Below are 15,791 nucleotides of genomic sequence, written 5' to 3' on the forward strand. Positions count from 1 at the left end.
ATAATATCAAGATCATATGGGTCGTAAAGTGAGTTTAAAGAATGAAGAATGAGTTTTTTGTCAGCTTTAATTTTGTTTTCAATAATCTTAAAAACAATTCCGTCTTCTCTGGTCAGGATAATGTATGGATAGCCATCCCTTATGGTATTCCAGTCCAAAACAAACTCACCGGTTACAAAAGATTCATCAGGTATGGGTAACATGGAATCTCCACTAATTTGAAATGTTCGGTATTTTTTTTCACGTGATAAAAATGGTAATTGGAATGTTGGAAGTACTCGGATATAATCCGGATCCGAAAACCCACTTTTGTACCCTGCCTTAGCTTTTTCAGAAACCAGCTCAATGTTTTCATTATTGTATTGGTCAATAGTGGATATAAGAACACGTATGTCACTTCCTTTGATATATGTGTCATAACCTCGTTCAATTTGGGAAAGTTGACTCTCTGAAAGTGTCGTTAAATCAACTTTAACAAGTGTGTCGATCGCTACTTTAAAATACATTGAAAAACGGATAAGTGCGTTTACACTAGGTTGGGCAACTCCGTTTTCATAACCGCTAAGTGTTGATCGTTTCATCTCAAGGATAAATGCGATGTCGTCCTGAGTGCGCTTTTGTCTTTTGCGAAGAAATTTAATGTTATTTCCGAATGTGTTCATTGTGTTTTCTTATTTAATACAAAAATGTGCTAATTGTCCCGGTTTTATGCAAAAATTATTTTAAGGTATTTTAAAGGTAAATTATTTTCAAATTAATATTTGTAAATGATTAATCTAAATGATTATATTGTAATCATAAAAAAGATTAAAAACTAATCAAATATAATACAATAATTTTAATTGTCAAGGTTTTTTTGAAATGAATGCTGATACTCGTACGATTGTACATCTGGATCTGGATACTTTTTTCGTGTCAGTTGAGCGTTTGCAAAATAGCAAATTGATAGGAAAACCTATACTTATAGGAGGAATTTCGGATAGAGGAGTTGTTGCAAGTTGCAGTTATGAAGCAAGGGCATATGGCATTCATTCGGCCATGCCAATGAGACTAGCACGTATGCTCTGTAAGCATGCTATTGTGATTAGAGGCGATATGGATCAGTATAGTAAATATTCCAGGATGGTAACAAGCATTATTGAAGAAAATGCTCCTTTATATGAAAAAGCTTCGATTGATGAGCATTATATTGATATTACGGGGATGGATCGTTTTTTCGGAAACTTGAAATGGACAACTGAGCTCAGAAAAAAAGTTATTCATGAAACGGGCTTGCCAATTTCGTTTGGATTGTCCACCAATAAAACTGTTTCGAAAATTGCCACAGGAGAAGCAAAGCCCAACGGATTATTGCAGATTCAATCCAGTCAGGTATTGCCATTTTTATTTCCTTTAAGTATTCGAAAAATCCCAATGATAGGCGATAAGGCTTATCATTTGCTTCGCTCAATGGGGATTACTACCATAAAAACATTAAGTGTAGTTCCTCCTGAAATGTTGGAGCATGTCATGGGTAAAAATGGCATTATCATTTGGCGAAAAGCGAATGGAATTGACCCTACTCCTGTTAAGCCATATTCTGAACGGAAATCAATAGGGACTGAAAGTACCTTTAATACAGATACCATAGATGTAATTTGGCTTAGACAGAGATTGATTAGTATGGTTGAAAAACTTGCTTTTCAACTGCGCGAAAAGAATAAACTGGCATCTGTTATTACTGTAAAAATTAGGTATGCAAACTTCGATACACATACTTTACAAAAGCATATTCCTTATACAACTTTCGACCATATTTTAATTAAGGAGGCATTAGAGATGTTCGATCGGCTTTACCAGCGCAGGATGTTGTTGCGTTTAGTTGGTGTTAAGTTAAGTGGATTAGTGGGTGGGTGGCAGCAATTAAATATGTTTGAAGATACTCCCGAAATGACCTGTCTGTATCAGGCTATGGATCGGATTAAAATGCGTTTTGGCGAAAAATCAATTAAAAGAGCCGTGGGAATAAAAACTGCCGAAGAGCGTTTGCAAATCGAGGATAAAGAAGAACAAACTTTACTTCTGAGCAAGTAAGTGAAGTCTAACTCTCTAATGAGTAAAAAACACGAGAATGCCTCCTCTATATAATTTTTTTGATTGATTTCAACTAATTGCTTATTTAGAATTATGATATATATCATTTGCAAAAATGATAATATTTGAAAAATCAATTCCATAAAACATTAAATTTGTTATTAAATTAAATAAATCTAAATAAAAACAAGCACTAAGTTAACAATGAAAAAGCTAATTCTACTACTCTTCTCGAGCATTATGATGCTGAATATAATGCTTGCTCAATCACTTAATGAACCTGCCAACGCAGCTACAAAATTATTGGATCACAATCAGGGAAAACTCACTATTGGAGGCTATGGGCAAATCGATTTTAATCAAAAATTTGATAATGCGATACGCTCTAATGGCATACTGGATGTACATCGTATGGTATTATTATTTGGTTATCAGTTTAGCGATCGCGTTGATTTTGTGACCGAACTTGAGTTTGAACATGTGATAGAAGTTTTTGTCGAGCAAGCGTTTATTCGTTATAAATTAAACGAATTTATGGCATTGAGAGCAGGCTTAATTTTAATTCCGATGGGAATCATTAACGAATATCATGAGCCAACTACATTTAATGGTGTTGAAAGACCGAGTGTAGCCGGTTCAATCATCCCAACAACATGGAGAGAAATTGGTGCAGGATTTAGTGGAAAATTCACTGATATAGGACTTAAATATCAGGCATACATTGTAAATGGATTAAATGGATATGACGGTAATTCGAAAATATCGGGTGCAGGAATAAGAAGTGGGCGTCAAAAAGGAGCCGAATCCTATATCAGTTCACCAAACCTATCATTTAAGCTTGATTATTTCGGTGTAAATCATTTAAAGCTTGGATTGGCTGGATATTTCGGAAAAACACAATCTACACTGTATAATGGTGCTGATAAAAACAATAATAATTTCATGATGATGGCAGATTCAACCGTTATTAATTTAAGTGTGATCGGATTAGATTTGCGTTATGAGAACAATGGTTTTTCATTCAGAAGTGTTTTAATTTATGGGGGATTAGCAAATACAATGGAGTATAATACCTTTACCGGAGGCAATGCAGGGTCGGCAATGCATGGATTTTATGCAGAGGCTGCCTATGATGTGTTGGTAAATTCTCAGTCAACTGCTAATGGATTAACATTCTTTGTGCGTTACGAAAATTTGAACACACAGTCTAAAGTTGAAAAGAATACAACTAAAGACGATAAATACGCGGTTCAGGAGATTATAACAGGAGTAGGATATAAAATTGCAGATGGCGTTGTTTTAAAATCAGATTTCAGATTTTTTAAAAACAAAACCGAAAATAAATATTCAAAACAATTTAATGCAGGAGTTGCCGTATGGTTTTAAGACAAAGATTAAATCAGACAATCTTCATATTGCTAATCAGTGTTTTGGGTTTGCAGGCATTTGCAAGCGAATCAGATGGCTTTAGCCAAAAGTTGGATAAAATAATTAAGAAAGATTTGTTGCTAAAGGATTTCAAAATAGTGCCATTAACTATTTCTGATGAGCAGTTTGAAAAAGCTGGTGTGAATTTAAAAAGTAATCAGATATTTAGATTAACCGCTGAAGATTTTGATGGATTCTATATTATTGAAAAAGCGATGGGTCGCTTTCATGATTTTACTTATGTTATTTTTTTGGGGAAAGGTCTCGAAGTCCTCTTGGTAAGGGTGTTAGTGTACGAGGAAGAACATGGGGTGGAAATTACTCAAAAAAAATGGCTGCAACAATTTATCGGAAAAACACCTACTGATCATTTGATATTCAAAAAAAATATTGATGCAATTTCGGGTGCAACAATTTCAGGGGCTTCGATTACTGAAAGCATTGATCATATTTTCAGGGATGTGAAACTATTAATGGAGCAAAAAGTATTTTAATAATGATTTTTCAAAATAACTCGTTGATTTTTATATTAGCGGGTTATTTTGTTTTTAGTTTATCATTTCTTGAATAAACTGATCACGAATAATAAAACGATGGTACCAATCAGCGCTGCGATCAAACTGCCAATTAATCCGGATGAGAGATGGATGCCTAATTCGCTTGGTAACAAACCGCCAATAATGGCATCTGCAATTCCGACCAATAAATTAACTCTAACCCCGGATCCTCTACCTTTCAAAAATTGAAAATTGGCTAAAAGGGATTTAGAAATAAATTTCAAAGGTAATCCACCTTATTTCGGTCTATGTAACATATCTTTTTATAAGAATTACATCATTCCCACACTTAAGAACTGTTTGAAAAAAACTTACAATTTTAAATTGACCCATTCCAATACGTTTCTGTTTTCCTAAACGCTTTGTTTTCATTATATTCAATTTTCAGGCGACTATTTTTCAATTCTAATAGAATAGGTATACGGAATTATTTTTTGCCCGTGAGTGTGTGCATATATCTTTGTGAATTCAGCACCGAGATATAGTATGATGGCGGAATAATATACCCACATAAAAATCAAAATAACGGAACCAGTAGCACCATACCAGGAAGCAATTAAGGAACTTCCGAGATAAGCTCCGATACCAATTTTGCCAATCATAAAAAGGAAGGCGGTATAAGATGCCCCAATGATGCAATCGAGCATGACCACTTTCCCATCGGGCAATGTTTTAAAAATAACGGTAAATAAAAGTGTAATAACAACGAAAACGGTAAGTAGGTTGATGGCATAAAATAAATAGATAGTGTTCTGTGGGAAATATGCTGCTAATTTGTTACTAAGAATATCCATTATCGCATTTATAATTAAACCAACCAACAGTAAAAATCCTACAGAGCCGACCATAGAAAATGACATCAATCGGTTTTTAAGGAATTTTATTAATCCACGTTTAGGTTTTGCTTTAATGCCCCATATATAATTGATGGAGTCTTGAATTTCTGAGAACACACCCGATGCCCCAATCAATAAAATGATTGCACCTGCGATAGTAGCAAATGCACTACTGCTCGAAAGTTTTACATTTTTAATTATTTCCTGTATTTGCAGCGCGGCATCGTTACCAATCAACCCGTTGATTTGTCCGAATATTTCGCCTTGGACGGCTTCTGTTCCAAAAAAGGATCCTGCTAAGCTTATAATAATAATAAGCAACGGAGGTAAAGAGAAAATGGTATAAAAGGACAACGCTGCACTTAACTTAATAGCGTCGTCAGCGATAAACCCTTTTACGGTTTCTTTGAGGAGATAACCAATCTTATTTGCTGAGTTCTTTATTTTCATTGGTAAATTTTTTAATTATTAATGGTTATATGGAACCTAACATTCTATCTTGATTCACTTTTTTCGGATTTTTTAAAAAATTAAATGGTCGTTTCATAACCCTTGATAAAAACTATTTTACATTATCGATATATTACTGTTGCCGGTTTACCGATTTCAAAATCCCGATACCCGAAATCAGATGTTCTAAATGAGTTCATTTTAAAAATATTTTGACCGTTGCCCGGAATTGAAGGATAAAATGCTATGGATATTTGAAATGTATTAAAAACCAGATAATCATTTTTGATTAATACGCCAAGTCCAATTTGTGAATACACTCTACTGTTTTTAAATCCTTCTGCCACATCTCCAAGCAAGCCCATCGAAAAAATGAAATAGGGGCCGAAACGGAATCCGATGAATTTCCATGGTGCATAGGATTGTGTTTGCAGGGTAAACAAAAGGCGGCTGGTACCAATCAATGAATTGCTATTAAAGCCATCCAGGCCATAACCATCTTGAAGCGTTAGACTATCGCTAGCAAATCGGTTTATACCAATTGTTAGTTGTGGTTTAACAAACTGCCTGAATTTCCATTTTCCAATTTCAAATAATTCTGTAAAATAATTTACCCCGGCCGTAAAAACACCTTGTTCAACTTTTGATGAATGAAAGAAAGCCCCATATTCGAAATTGGAACTCAGGTATCCCCATGGATGATAATTCCCAAAAGAGATACGCGCACCAAGATACAAACGTCCGGAATTATTTTTTATCTGGTAACCACCCGTAATACTGTATACTTTTCCGATGGGTACATCTTCAATTAAGCCAAATTTAAATATGAATTTATCCTGTACATATTTCCGGGTTGAGATGCCTATACTTGCCAGATAAAAACTTTCGTCACTGAATGTTTTCAGCGTGTCTAAGGATTCAATTGGTTTTTCGAGATAATGAATTCGATAATATCGTACAGCGGAAATTAAATTTGTGGTCCGGTTTTCCTCGGTATTACCTTTAAATATCTGAATGGCATTACTTGCCCAGTAATCTTGTGCATTAAATTTTATCCGCTGCTTAACAAAAACCGAATCGATTGTCCGGATAGAATCATTGTGGAGTTGTTGTGTAAAATATACTCCGCCTGCCCACTTGGCTAAAGGCGAAAAAAATGGTCGGTCAATTGCAAAACTTCTGGTCAAATTTTTGAATTGATCAGTACCATAATCCAAGTTTGCGTTGATATAAGTATTGCGTATGTTGGGAATAAAGTAATTTGTTTTGAAAGCATCATCTCCTGAGGAATGGTACCATGTGTATTCATTTCTAAATTTATGCCCGAACCCTAGAAAATTTTTATCGGTCATAGTAAACGTGACACGCGAAGATGATAAAGCAACATTGGGAGCAATACTCCAATTATCCAGCTCACGGATAAAAACATCGACCGAATCGGAGTTTTTCGAAACAGCTTTAACATAAAACGAGACATCGTGCACATATACCTGACTGCGAACCAATCGTTCAGATTCTTTTACCAGTAAAGAATCAAATTTTTGGTTTTGTCGGATAAGCAAGAGGTTTCGAATGGTGATATGTTTAGATTTTATATGTAGACTGTTCCCGGTTTTGAATAAAAAGTTTTGGGAGACTTCATTGGTATCAGCAACCGAATAGCCAAACGGGTCAAGTGTTTCAATGTTAATATGCCTGATAATTTTACCTTCGAAGCTACTATATGGTTTTTGGATTTCTTTTTTATAAACTTTCTTATCTTTTGAAATGGGGGCAACCGGTTTAAAAACCAAGCGATAAAGAAACTTATTAAACTTGCTCCGATTGGAATAGGATTCAATATTTCCATAAAGCTTGGTTGAATCAGTTTTGGCAATGGTATCTTGTGCAAAAGCAGTATCAAAAGTGCCAATCGAGATAATAAAAAATATGTAAATATTTTTGGACCACATTTGCATGAACAGTTTTATCTTTTTCGTTATTCAAGATATTCATCGTTTTCTATAAGGCCATTGGCATATTATTTCTTTTCTTCCATATTTTTTTGTACGTCTGCTTTCATTCGTTCTTCTGCTTCTTTATGTTTTGCGGCAGCCTTTTCTTTCTTTTTAAAGTACCATCTAAATAAGAAATTATGCTTGAGTGCCTCCATGTTTTCATCCAATCCTTTGGAGCTGTTTTTGAGGTTTAACATAGTCTGGCTCAAATTTTCAACAAGGGTTGAATCCTGAATCAATCTGCTTATATTTCCGTTTTCGCTGTTTATTTTAGTCATAACCTCATCAATGTGTTGCGAAAAAATTTCTGCATTTCCGGTCGTTACCTTAATACTCCCCATAATGGCAGATACATCCTGACTTACCGCTTCCATTGTTTCATCTAATCCACTAGAGCTTTTTTTAATACTCAATATGGTTTGATTAATATTTTCTGCTATGGTTGAATCCTGGATTAATCTCCCGAGTGTTCCGTGTCCGCTGTTTACTTTAATCATAACTTCAGCAAGTTGTTGCGTAATAATTTCGGCATTGCGTGCTGTTATTTGCAAACTTGCCATAATAGCATCTGTTTCAACAGGCTCAACCGATAAAAGCTGCTGTTCATCTTTGGCTATAGGAGCATCTGGGCTTCCATAGGTAATGAGTATCAGACGGTCTCCAATAAGACCTTCTGATCCGATTGCAACTTCACAGTCCGATTTAATAAACTGCTGAACATCCTTTTTAATCAACATATCGACCTTGACTGTTGAATCATTAATAATTTTAATTTTATCAACAATACCAACATTAATTCCGGTAAAGCGGACATTATTTCCTACTTGTAATCCGCTTACGTTGTGAAAAGTCGTTGTAAGTTTAAAAACAGGATTAAATAAATTTTGCTGCTTCCCGATGATAAATATGGCAATTACGAAAAAAGTTAATCCTCCAACAATAAACAATCCTAACCTTACTTTAAATTTCTCTGTATGTGTGTCCATGATTCATTCTTTTTATTAACTGTTGAACTACCAATTTTCAATTGAAGAAGGATTTAATTACAGGGTCGGATGACTTTTCAAACGATTCCAATTTTCCTTCCTGATAGACTTTACCATCCAATAACATAATTACGCGGTTTGCATTCGTCCGAGCACATGCAATATCGTGTGTGATGATGATGGATGAAGTTTTATATTTTTTTTGCACATCATTGATGAGCGAACTTATTTCATATGAAGTTACCGGATCGAGGCCGGTAGTAGGTTCGTCATATAGCATGATCATCGGGTCCACGACGATGGTTCGTGCTAGACTTATTCTTTTTCGCATACCACCCGAAAGTTGCGATGGCATTTTATCCAATGCATCAGGCAGGCCAACATTTTCTAAAACCTCTTTAACTTTTTCGGCAATCTCTTTTTTAGACAGATTCTTTTTTATTCTCCTTAATGGAAATTCCAGATTCTGCCTCACCGTCATGGAATCATACAAGGCTCCACTTTGAAATAAAAAACCAATTCTCTTTCGCAACTCATTCAATTCTTTTCGGCCTAAGCCAGTTACATTATTTTCAAATACATTGATTGTTCCGCCATCAGAATTCAATAATCCAACAATGCATTTTATTAAAACGGATTTGCCACTGCCCGATTTACCAAGAACCACAAGGTTTTCGCCATTAAAAAGTTTCAAAGAAATATCTTTCAGTATAACCTGATTGTCAAATGATTTTCTAAGATTTATTATCTCGATAACCGGCTTATCACTTTTTGCATTAAAGTGAGCATTATTTAAGGTTTCTGTTTGTTTTGTGTTCATGATATCAGCATATCGGTTATTTGTGCGGCAATCAGATCTATAATTATCACCAAGAGAGATGCTAAAACCACGGCTGAATTTGCAGCAATCCCTACACCTTCGGTTCCCCGTCCGGCAGTGTAACCTTTATAGCATCCTACCAATCCGATTACGGCCCCGAAAAAGAATGATTTTATAACAGCAGGTAAAAAATCAATAAATTCAATATGGCTAAATGCCTGAGAGAAAAATAATGTAAAAGATACATCTCCTTTAATATTCGCACCTGCCCAACTTCCAATTATACCAAGTGCATCGGCATATAAAATTAATAATGGAATCATAAGGGTTGCTGCTGCCACCCTTGTAACAACCAAAAATCGCATAGGATTAATGGAGGATACTTCCATGGCTTCGATTTGTTCGGTCACTTTCATTGAACCCAATTCTGCACCCATTCCCGAACCAATTTTACCGGCGCATATCAATGCCGTTATTACAGGTCCCATTTCCCTGATAATTGAAACGGCTATCATTCCGGGAAGCAAAGTAACTGCCCCGAAATCAACAAGTACCGGTCGCGATTGAATGGTCAGTACCAAACCCATGATTGCTCCGGTAACTGAAATTAAGGGTAACGATTTATACCCGATTTTAAAACACTGACGAAAAAATTCCTTAAATTCAAAATTGCGGGAAAATGTTTCTTTCAGGAGTACCATAATAAACAAGAAAACATCGGCGACATCTTTAAAAAAAATGCTTGCAATTTGCGTTTTTGCCAGTGTTTTTTCACTCAGCCTTTTAGTTTGGGTCGTTGCAAATCCTTTTACTTTAATAATAGGAATAATTTTTTTCATAATAAACCATTTGCTTACATATGAATTTATTTTTGTTCATTAAGTATGTGCCAGCTTGTTTTTCAGGCAGATGATGAACTCCTATTGGCAGGGGTAATTCCTGTCAATTTTCGGGATATATGTAAGTTTATTTTTTATGGAAAATTCAGGTCCAAAGCACGAATTTTTTCAAAACTATAATTATTAAAGGGCCTCAATAATCTTGTGCAATTCTTCTTTTGTTTTTCCAAGTTTGATTTGAAGTCTTCCAAGCATCTCCTCTTTCTTGCCCTTTGCATATAACAGGTCATCGTCTGTCAAGATGGCAAATTTCTGTATAAGTTTGCCTTTTTGGTACTTCCAGTTCCCTTTAGCTTCAGTTGTATTCATTTTATTTCAATTTTAGTTCCCACAACTGGTGGGTCAGCCATGAAGATATTTTCATACTACAAAGATGTATCTAATAAATTCTTACATTATTACACAATTCAAGAAAAGAATTGCATCATTCACACATTATCGAATAAATTGCACTTTGTATGATTAAATTACTTGAAAGTATTGCCCCCTTTTGTTTTAAAACAGAGAAAACGATGAAAATTGTGAGCAAATGAAAAAAGGCCACAAACTAAATTAGCTTGTAACCTTTTGATTATAAATGTCTCCCGGGGGGGAATCGAACCCACGACCCGTTGATTAAGAGTCAACTGCTCTGCCAACTGAGCTACCGAGAGAATTAATACAAGATTTCAATTTTTATCCTACGACCCTCCCCGACTAAGGTCGGGATGCTCTGCCCTGTCTGCCTTTGGCAGGCAACTGAGCTAACGAGCGGTTTTAAAACAGGGCAAAATTACATTTTTTATATATAATTCTGATATCTTTGTTTAAAAATATTGTCTGTCGATATGCCTAAACAATCCAAAAATAAAAACTCGGCTTTATATGTAAATGAAGGAATTGAGCAGCCTTCATCAATTAACGATTGTGCAGTTCAAAAATTAAAAGAGCAAAATATTCATGAAATTTCGGCAGATGAGTATTTTGACGGGATTGAGCAGGGTAATATAATGATTCTGAGCAAGGCCATAACTTTGATCGAAAGTTCGCTTCCATCTCATCATAAAAAGGCTCAGGAAATTATCGAAAAATGCTTACCGTTATCGGGGAAATCCGTTAGGGTAGGAATTACGGGAGTACCGGGCGTTGGAAAGAGTACTTTCATTGAGGCTCTGGGCATGTATTTGATTAAGCAAAACAGGAAAATAGCAGTACTTGCTATTGACCCTAGCAGTCAACGAAGCAAAGGAAGTATCCTGGGAGACAAAACCCGTATGGAGGACTTGGCAAATCATCCAAATGCCTTTATTCGTCCATCTGCATCATCAGGATCTTTGGGTGGCGTTGCACGAAAAACGAACGAAACCATCATTCTTTGCGAAGCAGCAGGTTTCGATACAATATTTATAGAAACAGTCGGAGTAGGGCAATCCGAAACAGCAGTTCATTCGATGGTTGATTTCTTCCTGTTGTTGATGCTTGCCGGAGCAGGAGATGAACTTCAGGGAATCAAGCGTGGGATTATGGAAATGGCAGATATGATTTTGATTAACAAAGCAGATGGCGATAATATACAGAAAGCAAAAAATGCCAAAGTCCAATATGAGAATGCACTTCATTTGTTCCCATTAACTGAATCAGGCTGGTCGCCAAAAGTTGAAACCTGTTCCGCATTAAATCATAAGGGGATTGAAATTGTTTGGACCAGTATAACAGATTATATTGCTAAGGTTCAGGCAAACGGTTACTTTGCTGCAAATCGCCAAAAACAATCTATCCACACCATGATGGATACACTTATGCAAAAACTGGGAGATAGTTTATTTCATCAAAAAGAAATTAAAGATTTGATGGAAATCTGTAAAACTGACATCGTTAACAATAAGCTTAGTGCATATATTGCTTCTCAGCAAATTCTTGATAAATATTTTGAGTTGATGAAGAAGTAGTGTTTATCCTGTAAGAACCTTTTTTTCAGGTATTATTAAAGATAAAATGATGCTTAAAGAGAGTATCCCCAAAACGACATACAAAGAGTGTGCTGTTTGAAATCCAATTACCTCAAGCCAATGATGAGCTAATAGCTTAAGTCCAATAAATGTAAGCAAAACAGACAATCCAATTTTCAGAAAGCGGAAATGCCCCATGGCGTTCATCAATAAAAAGAATAGGGACCGCAATCCGATAATAGCAAAAATATTCGAAAAGAAAACAATATAAGGATCATGTGTAATCGAAAAAATTGCCGGTACAGAATCAACTGCAAAAATTACATCCATGAACTCAATGACTAATAAAACAAGAAATAAAGGGGTGATATATTTTTTACCATCAATTTTAGTAAAGAATTGAGGCCCTTCATAATTTTTTGCTACAGAGAAATATCGTGAAGCAAATCGTACAACCGGATGCTTATCTGTATCAACTTTATCACTGTGGTTTCGGGTATAAAACATCTTTACACCGTTAAAGATCAACAGCACTCCGAACACATATAATATCCAGGAAAATTCCTGAATAAGTGCGGAAGCCGAAAAAATGAAAATAAATCGCATGACAATGGCACCAAATATTCCCCAAAATAAAATGCGATGATAATAGATCTTTTTTACTCCAAAGGCCATAAAAATCACAATCATCACAAAAACATTATCGATAGATAAAGCCTTCTCTATGATATAACCCGTCAGGTATTCAAGCCCAAGGTTGTGTTCATAAAGTTTAACAGCCTCAGTAAAACCCATCCCATCAACTTTAATAGGATGCTGATAATTTTGTATAATTTGTTTAAGCTGATCTATATCGGTAATACCGTGAATTAAACTTCCTTGCGAAATAATAAAGATATAAAACCCCAGTGCAAGGCCTACCCACAAAACTGTCCAGACCAAAGATTCTTTAAGCGAAATTATATGACTTTTTTTATTAAATACCGCCAAATCGATGATTAAAATCGTCGTAATGAATATAAGAAAAAACGTAAAAAATAAAACTTCGCTAAGATTGTGCATTTTTAAAAATTAATGAGAAAGCAAAATTACTCAAAGAAATCAATACTTAATTAAAATAAAATGTTTGATCAATTTGCTGAATTTATACACTGAATTTTAGTAAGTTTGCCGTCCAGTTTTTAACCTATAAAAAACATTTGATTATGAGAGATTCTATTGAAATGAATCCAAATCCATTGGTTCAGTATTTAAACAAATACCCCCAAGATTTCACCAAGGCTGATTTAATTAAATACATCGAAGACAACAATATTGAGATGGTGAATTTTAGGTATGTGGGATGGGATATGCGACTTAAAACTTTGAATTTTATTATTAACGACCGACATCACCTTGATGCTATTCTAACGGCAGGCGAACGTGTTGATGGAAGTAGTTTGTTTTCGTTTATGGAAGCCGGATCAAGTGATTTGTATGTTATTCCGCGATATAGTACTGCTTTTTTGAATCCATTTAACGAAATTCCTACTGTAGATATTTTGTGTTCTTATTACACGAAAGATGGAGTGCCTTTTGAGAGTTCACCGGAATATGTACTTCGAAAAGCGCATGAAACCTTAATTGAAAAAACCGGATATTCATTTGAAGTAATGGGAGAATTGGAATATTACGTTATTAGTGATAAGGAAGATTTGTTTCAGGCAGAGGATCAAAAAGGGTATCACGAATCATATCCATTCGCAAAATGGGGAGGGTTTAGGGAGAATGCAATGAAAGCGATAGCCCAATGTGGTGGTTATATAAAATACGGACATGCTGAAGTTGGTAATTTCACACTTGGTGATAAAATATATGAACAGAATGAAATTGAATTTTTGCCTACTAAATTAGAAGAAGCAGCTGATCAACTCATCATTGCAAAATGGATATTGCGAAGTATGGCAAATCAATACGGTGTTGATCTAACCTTTGCTCCCAAAATCACTACTGGTAAAGCAGGCAGTGGAATGCACATACATACAAAATTAGTTAAAGATGGGAAAACTGCCATGGTAAAAGATGGCGGAGGTTTGAGTGATGTGGCCAAAAAAGCAATTGCAGGATATTTAACCTTAGCCCCATCATTGACCGCATTCGGAAATACAAATCCCACTTCATATTTTAGATTGGTACCTCATCAGGAAGCGCCAACTAATATTTGCTGGGGCGATCGAAATCGTTCAGTTCTGGTAAGAGTTCCGCTAGGCTGGTCTGGTAAAAATAACATGATCAAACATGCCAATCCACAAGAACCGGATATTGAATTTGATTTTAGCAACAAACAAACCGTAGAGTTCAGATGTCCTGACGGGTCAGCAGATATTCATTTGTTGTTGGCGGGGCTTGCAGTTGCAGTTCGTCATGGTTTAGAAATGGAGAATGCACTTGAAGTTGCTAAAAACACTTATGTTGATGTTAATATTTTCAACGAAGATTATAAAGACAAATTAGATCAGCTTGCTAAATTACCTGCATCATGCTATGAATCAGCTTTACAGTTAGAAAGGCAAGCTGAAATTTACACAAAAGATGGTGTATTCACCCAAAACACTATTGATTGGATGGTTAAATATCTGAAGTCATTTAATGACCAGAATTTAAGAGCTGAGCTGGGAAAAGATGAAGAAAAAATCATGAAAGTTGTAGATAAGTATTTCTATTGCGGATAGTCAACTTCAAACGAGTATAATTACTTTTCTTTTACTGCATCTTTTATTTGGTAAACCCTACGTATCCAACCAGGTAATACAATTGCCCCAAGAATAATGTAGGGATAATAGCTTAATAGTCTCCAGAGTAAAGCCAACGCTGGTGATAGTCCCAATGGAATAAATTCTCCAAGGAAATCGGTGAAAATATATTCTGCTACTCCACTTCCTCCGGGAGTCGGACTGATAAGCAGGATAACCCACATTACCAATTGTCGCCCATAAATTAATAGGTGGTCGTTAACAGCAATAAATCCTAAAATAATCGCATTTACTACCCAAAAACGTGCTGTCCAGGAAAACACGGTTGCTATAAATGCCTTGGTCCAAAATAGCAGTGATTTTCCTTTAAGCTCTTTTGAGGTTGCCATGATTTGATTACCAGTATCTACGGCTTTACTTTTCCATTTTTTCAAGAAAGGTATTTTGGTTAACCGAATCAACACCCATTTTAAACCTCTTGGATTAATAAAAATCCCATAAACGATGATGGCTTGAAGTAAGATGATAAAAAGGTATCCGGCTATGAAAACCCCGAACATGCCCAAATCCGCATTTAAAAAAGAAAATCCGATATCCCCAAAAAAGATTTTATCGTAGCCAACAACGAGTATGATAATTGGGACAAAAAGGATATAAAAAAGTTCATCGAGGAGAGAAGTGACCAAGACTACAGCCGTTGTTCTACCCATGTTAATTCCTTCTTTGTTGACGATAAAGAGCGCCACAGCCGAACCTCCAACTACCGATGGCGTAATCGAGGATGCAAATTCCCAGAGCATAATTACCTGATAGCTTCGTTTCCAGCTTAGCTGTTTATCAGTTAAAAGACGAATCCGGTACATATAAGCAAGATGCCTTACAGCCATTAATAGTAAAGCAACAAAGATCCAAAAGGTAGTGATCCAGGTCCAATGAGCATCTCTGAAGACCTGCATATCAAAATCCTGAAAAATCAAAAAAGCAGCTACTCCCATTCCAATAATTACCGGCATAATAATTTTTTTGAAATGAAAATGCTTTAATATGCTATGTGCTTCCTCAGTCATAATTAATTTTTCGAGATG

15 protein-coding genes and 1 tRNA gene are annotated in these 15,791 nt (G+C 35.5%); 5 read left to right on the plus strand and 11 right to left on the minus strand.

The genetic code is table 11. The features are described 5' to 3' along the window. A partial coding sequence (locus KKG99_02460; GenBank protein MBU1011843.1) for a helix-turn-helix domain-containing protein occupies nucleotides 1-662 on the minus strand: 662 nt, incomplete at its 3' end. 199 nt (nucleotides 663-861) lie between these two features. Here KKG99_02460 and dinB point away from each other — a divergent pair. The 3 genes from dinB (at nucleotide 862) to KKG99_02475 (ending at nucleotide 3,995) form a co-directional block, all read left to right on the plus strand. Beyond that, nucleotides 862-2,073 carry a DNA polymerase IV gene (gene dinB / locus KKG99_02465; protein MBU1011844.1) on the plus strand — a complete coding sequence of 404 codons (1,212 nt, stop codon included), beginning with the start codon at nucleotides 862-864 and terminating at the stop codon, nucleotides 2,071-2,073. 204 nt (nucleotides 2,074-2,277) lie between these two features. Beyond that, nucleotides 2,278-3,459: a hypothetical protein gene (locus KKG99_02470; GenBank protein MBU1011845.1), complete on the plus strand. Its 1,182-nt coding sequence runs from the start codon at nucleotides 2,278-2,280 to the stop codon at nucleotides 3,457-3,459. Continuing rightward, entirely contained in the window at nucleotides 3,450-3,995 is a 546-nt protein-coding gene (locus KKG99_02475) for an FMN-binding protein (GenBank protein MBU1011846.1), read from the plus strand. The genes KKG99_02470 and KKG99_02475 overlap by 10 nt, the downstream gene beginning before the upstream one ends. Nucleotides 3,996-4,057: 62 nt before the next feature. Here KKG99_02475 and KKG99_02480 read toward each other — a convergent pair whose 3' ends face one another. The 8 genes from KKG99_02480 to KKG99_02515 all read right to left on the minus strand — a co-directional run bounded on the left by KKG99_02480 (nucleotide 4,058) and on the right by KKG99_02515 (nucleotide 10,699). Beyond that, nucleotides 4,058-4,282, minus strand: a complete 225-nt coding sequence (locus tag KKG99_02480; GenBank protein MBU1011847.1) for a GlsB/YeaQ/YmgE family stress response membrane protein — start codon at nucleotides 4,280-4,282, stop codon at nucleotides 4,058-4,060. A 168-nt stretch (nucleotides 4,283-4,450) separates the two neighbouring features. Next, nucleotides 4,451-5,344 (minus strand): YihY/virulence factor BrkB family protein, encoded by an 894-nt coding sequence (locus KKG99_02485; GenBank protein MBU1011848.1) that lies wholly within the window; start codon nucleotides 5,342-5,344, stop codon nucleotides 4,451-4,453. Nucleotides 5,345-5,466: 122 nt separating this feature from the next. Further along, nucleotides 5,467-7,296: a hypothetical protein gene (locus KKG99_02490; GenBank protein ID MBU1011849.1), complete on the minus strand. Its 1,830-nt coding sequence runs from the start codon at nucleotides 7,294-7,296 to the stop codon at nucleotides 5,467-5,469. A 68-nt stretch (nucleotides 7,297-7,364) separates the two neighbouring features. Then, complete coding sequence (locus tag KKG99_02495) at nucleotides 7,365-8,327, minus strand: MCE family protein (GenBank protein MBU1011850.1); 963 nt, start codon at nucleotides 8,325-8,327, stop codon at nucleotides 7,365-7,367. A 37-nt stretch (nucleotides 8,328-8,364) separates the two neighbouring features. Continuing rightward, nucleotides 8,365-9,147: an ATP-binding cassette domain-containing protein gene (locus tag KKG99_02500; GenBank protein MBU1011851.1), complete on the minus strand. Its 783-nt coding sequence runs from the start codon at nucleotides 9,145-9,147 to the stop codon at nucleotides 8,365-8,367. Then, complete coding sequence (locus KKG99_02505) at nucleotides 9,144-9,986, minus strand: ABC transporter permease (protein MBU1011852.1); 843 nt, start codon at nucleotides 9,984-9,986, stop codon at nucleotides 9,144-9,146. The genes KKG99_02500 and KKG99_02505 overlap by 4 nt, the downstream gene beginning before the upstream one ends. A gap of 183 nt (nucleotides 9,987-10,169) precedes the next feature. Then, the gene (locus KKG99_02510; GenBank protein ID MBU1011853.1) at nucleotides 10,170-10,355 is read right to left on the minus strand and encodes a CsbD family protein; all 186 of its coding nucleotides are present in this window, start codon (nucleotides 10,353-10,355) and stop codon (nucleotides 10,170-10,172) included. Nucleotides 10,356-10,626: 271 nt separating this feature from the next. Next, nucleotides 10,627-10,699: transfer RNA gene (locus KKG99_02515), tRNA-Lys, on the minus strand. 174 nt (nucleotides 10,700-10,873) lie between these two features. Between KKG99_02515 and meaB the strand changes: the two genes are divergently transcribed. Beyond that, nucleotides 10,874-11,974, plus strand: a complete 1,101-nt coding sequence (gene meaB / locus KKG99_02520; GenBank protein MBU1011854.1) for a methylmalonyl Co-A mutase-associated GTPase MeaB — start codon at nucleotides 10,874-10,876, stop codon at nucleotides 11,972-11,974. 3 nt (nucleotides 11,975-11,977) lie between these two features. Here the strand turns inward: meaB and KKG99_02525 are convergent, their stop codons facing one another. Then, nucleotides 11,978-13,036, minus strand: coding sequence for a TerC/Alx family metal homeostasis membrane protein (locus KKG99_02525; GenBank protein MBU1011855.1), 1,059 nt, complete (start codon nucleotides 13,034-13,036; stop codon nucleotides 11,978-11,980). Between the two features lie 143 nt (nucleotides 13,037-13,179). On the opposite strand from KKG99_02525, the gene KKG99_02530 reads away from it, so the two are divergent. Beyond that, nucleotides 13,180-14,685 (plus strand): glutamine synthetase family protein, encoded by a 1,506-nt coding sequence (locus tag KKG99_02530; protein ID MBU1011856.1) that lies wholly within the window; start codon nucleotides 13,180-13,182, stop codon nucleotides 14,683-14,685. Nucleotides 14,686-14,705: 20 nt separating this feature from the next. On the opposite strand, the gene KKG99_02535 is transcribed toward KKG99_02530, so the two are convergent. After that, complete coding sequence (locus KKG99_02535; protein ID MBU1011857.1) at nucleotides 14,706-15,773, minus strand: flippase-like domain-containing protein; 1,068 nt, start codon at nucleotides 15,771-15,773, stop codon at nucleotides 14,706-14,708. Nucleotides 15,774-15,791: the final 18 nt, after the last annotated feature.

This window comes from Bacteroidota bacterium, assembly GCA_018816945.1.
Taxonomy (GTDB): domain Bacteria; phylum Bacteroidota; class Bacteroidia; order Bacteroidales.

Excerpts from the sequence above, each read along its gene's own strand:
- dinB (MBU1011844.1), top strand. The coding sequence starts at position 862 with ATGAATGCTGATACTCGTACGATTGTACATCTGGATCTGGATACTTTT.
- KKG99_02470 (MBU1011845.1), top strand. The coding sequence starts at position 2,278 with ATGAAAAAGCTAATTCTACTACTCTTCTCGAGCATTATGATGCTGAAT.
- KKG99_02475 (MBU1011846.1), top strand. The coding sequence starts at position 3,450 with ATGGTTTTAAGACAAAGATTAAATCAGACAATCTTCATATTGCTAATC.
- KKG99_02485 (MBU1011848.1), bottom strand. The coding sequence starts at position 5,344 with ATGAAAATAAAGAACTCAGCAAATAAGATTGGTTATCTCCTCAAAGAA.
- KKG99_02490 (MBU1011849.1), bottom strand. The coding sequence starts at position 7,296 with ATGTGGTCCAAAAATATTTACATATTTTTTATTATCTCGATTGGCACT.
- KKG99_02495 (MBU1011850.1), bottom strand. The coding sequence starts at position 8,327 with ATGGACACACATACAGAGAAATTTAAAGTAAGGTTAGGATTGTTTATT.
- KKG99_02500 (MBU1011851.1), bottom strand. The coding sequence starts at position 9,147 with ATGAACACAAAACAAACAGAAACCTTAAATAATGCTCACTTTAATGCA.
- KKG99_02505 (MBU1011852.1), bottom strand. The coding sequence starts at position 9,986 with ATGAAAAAAATTATTCCTATTATTAAAGTAAAAGGATTTGCAACGACC.
- KKG99_02510 (MBU1011853.1), bottom strand. The coding sequence starts at position 10,355 with ATGAATACAACTGAAGCTAAAGGGAACTGGAAGTACCAAAAAGGCAAA.
- meaB (MBU1011854.1), top strand. The coding sequence starts at position 10,874 with ATGCCTAAACAATCCAAAAATAAAAACTCGGCTTTATATGTAAATGAA.
- KKG99_02525 (MBU1011855.1), bottom strand. The coding sequence starts at position 13,036 with ATGCACAATCTTAGCGAAGTTTTATTTTTTACGTTTTTTCTTATATTC.
- KKG99_02530 (MBU1011856.1), top strand. The coding sequence starts at position 13,180 with ATGAGAGATTCTATTGAAATGAATCCAAATCCATTGGTTCAGTATTTA.
- KKG99_02535 (MBU1011857.1), bottom strand. The coding sequence starts at position 15,773 with ATGACTGAGGAAGCACATAGCATATTAAAGCATTTTCATTTCAAAAAA.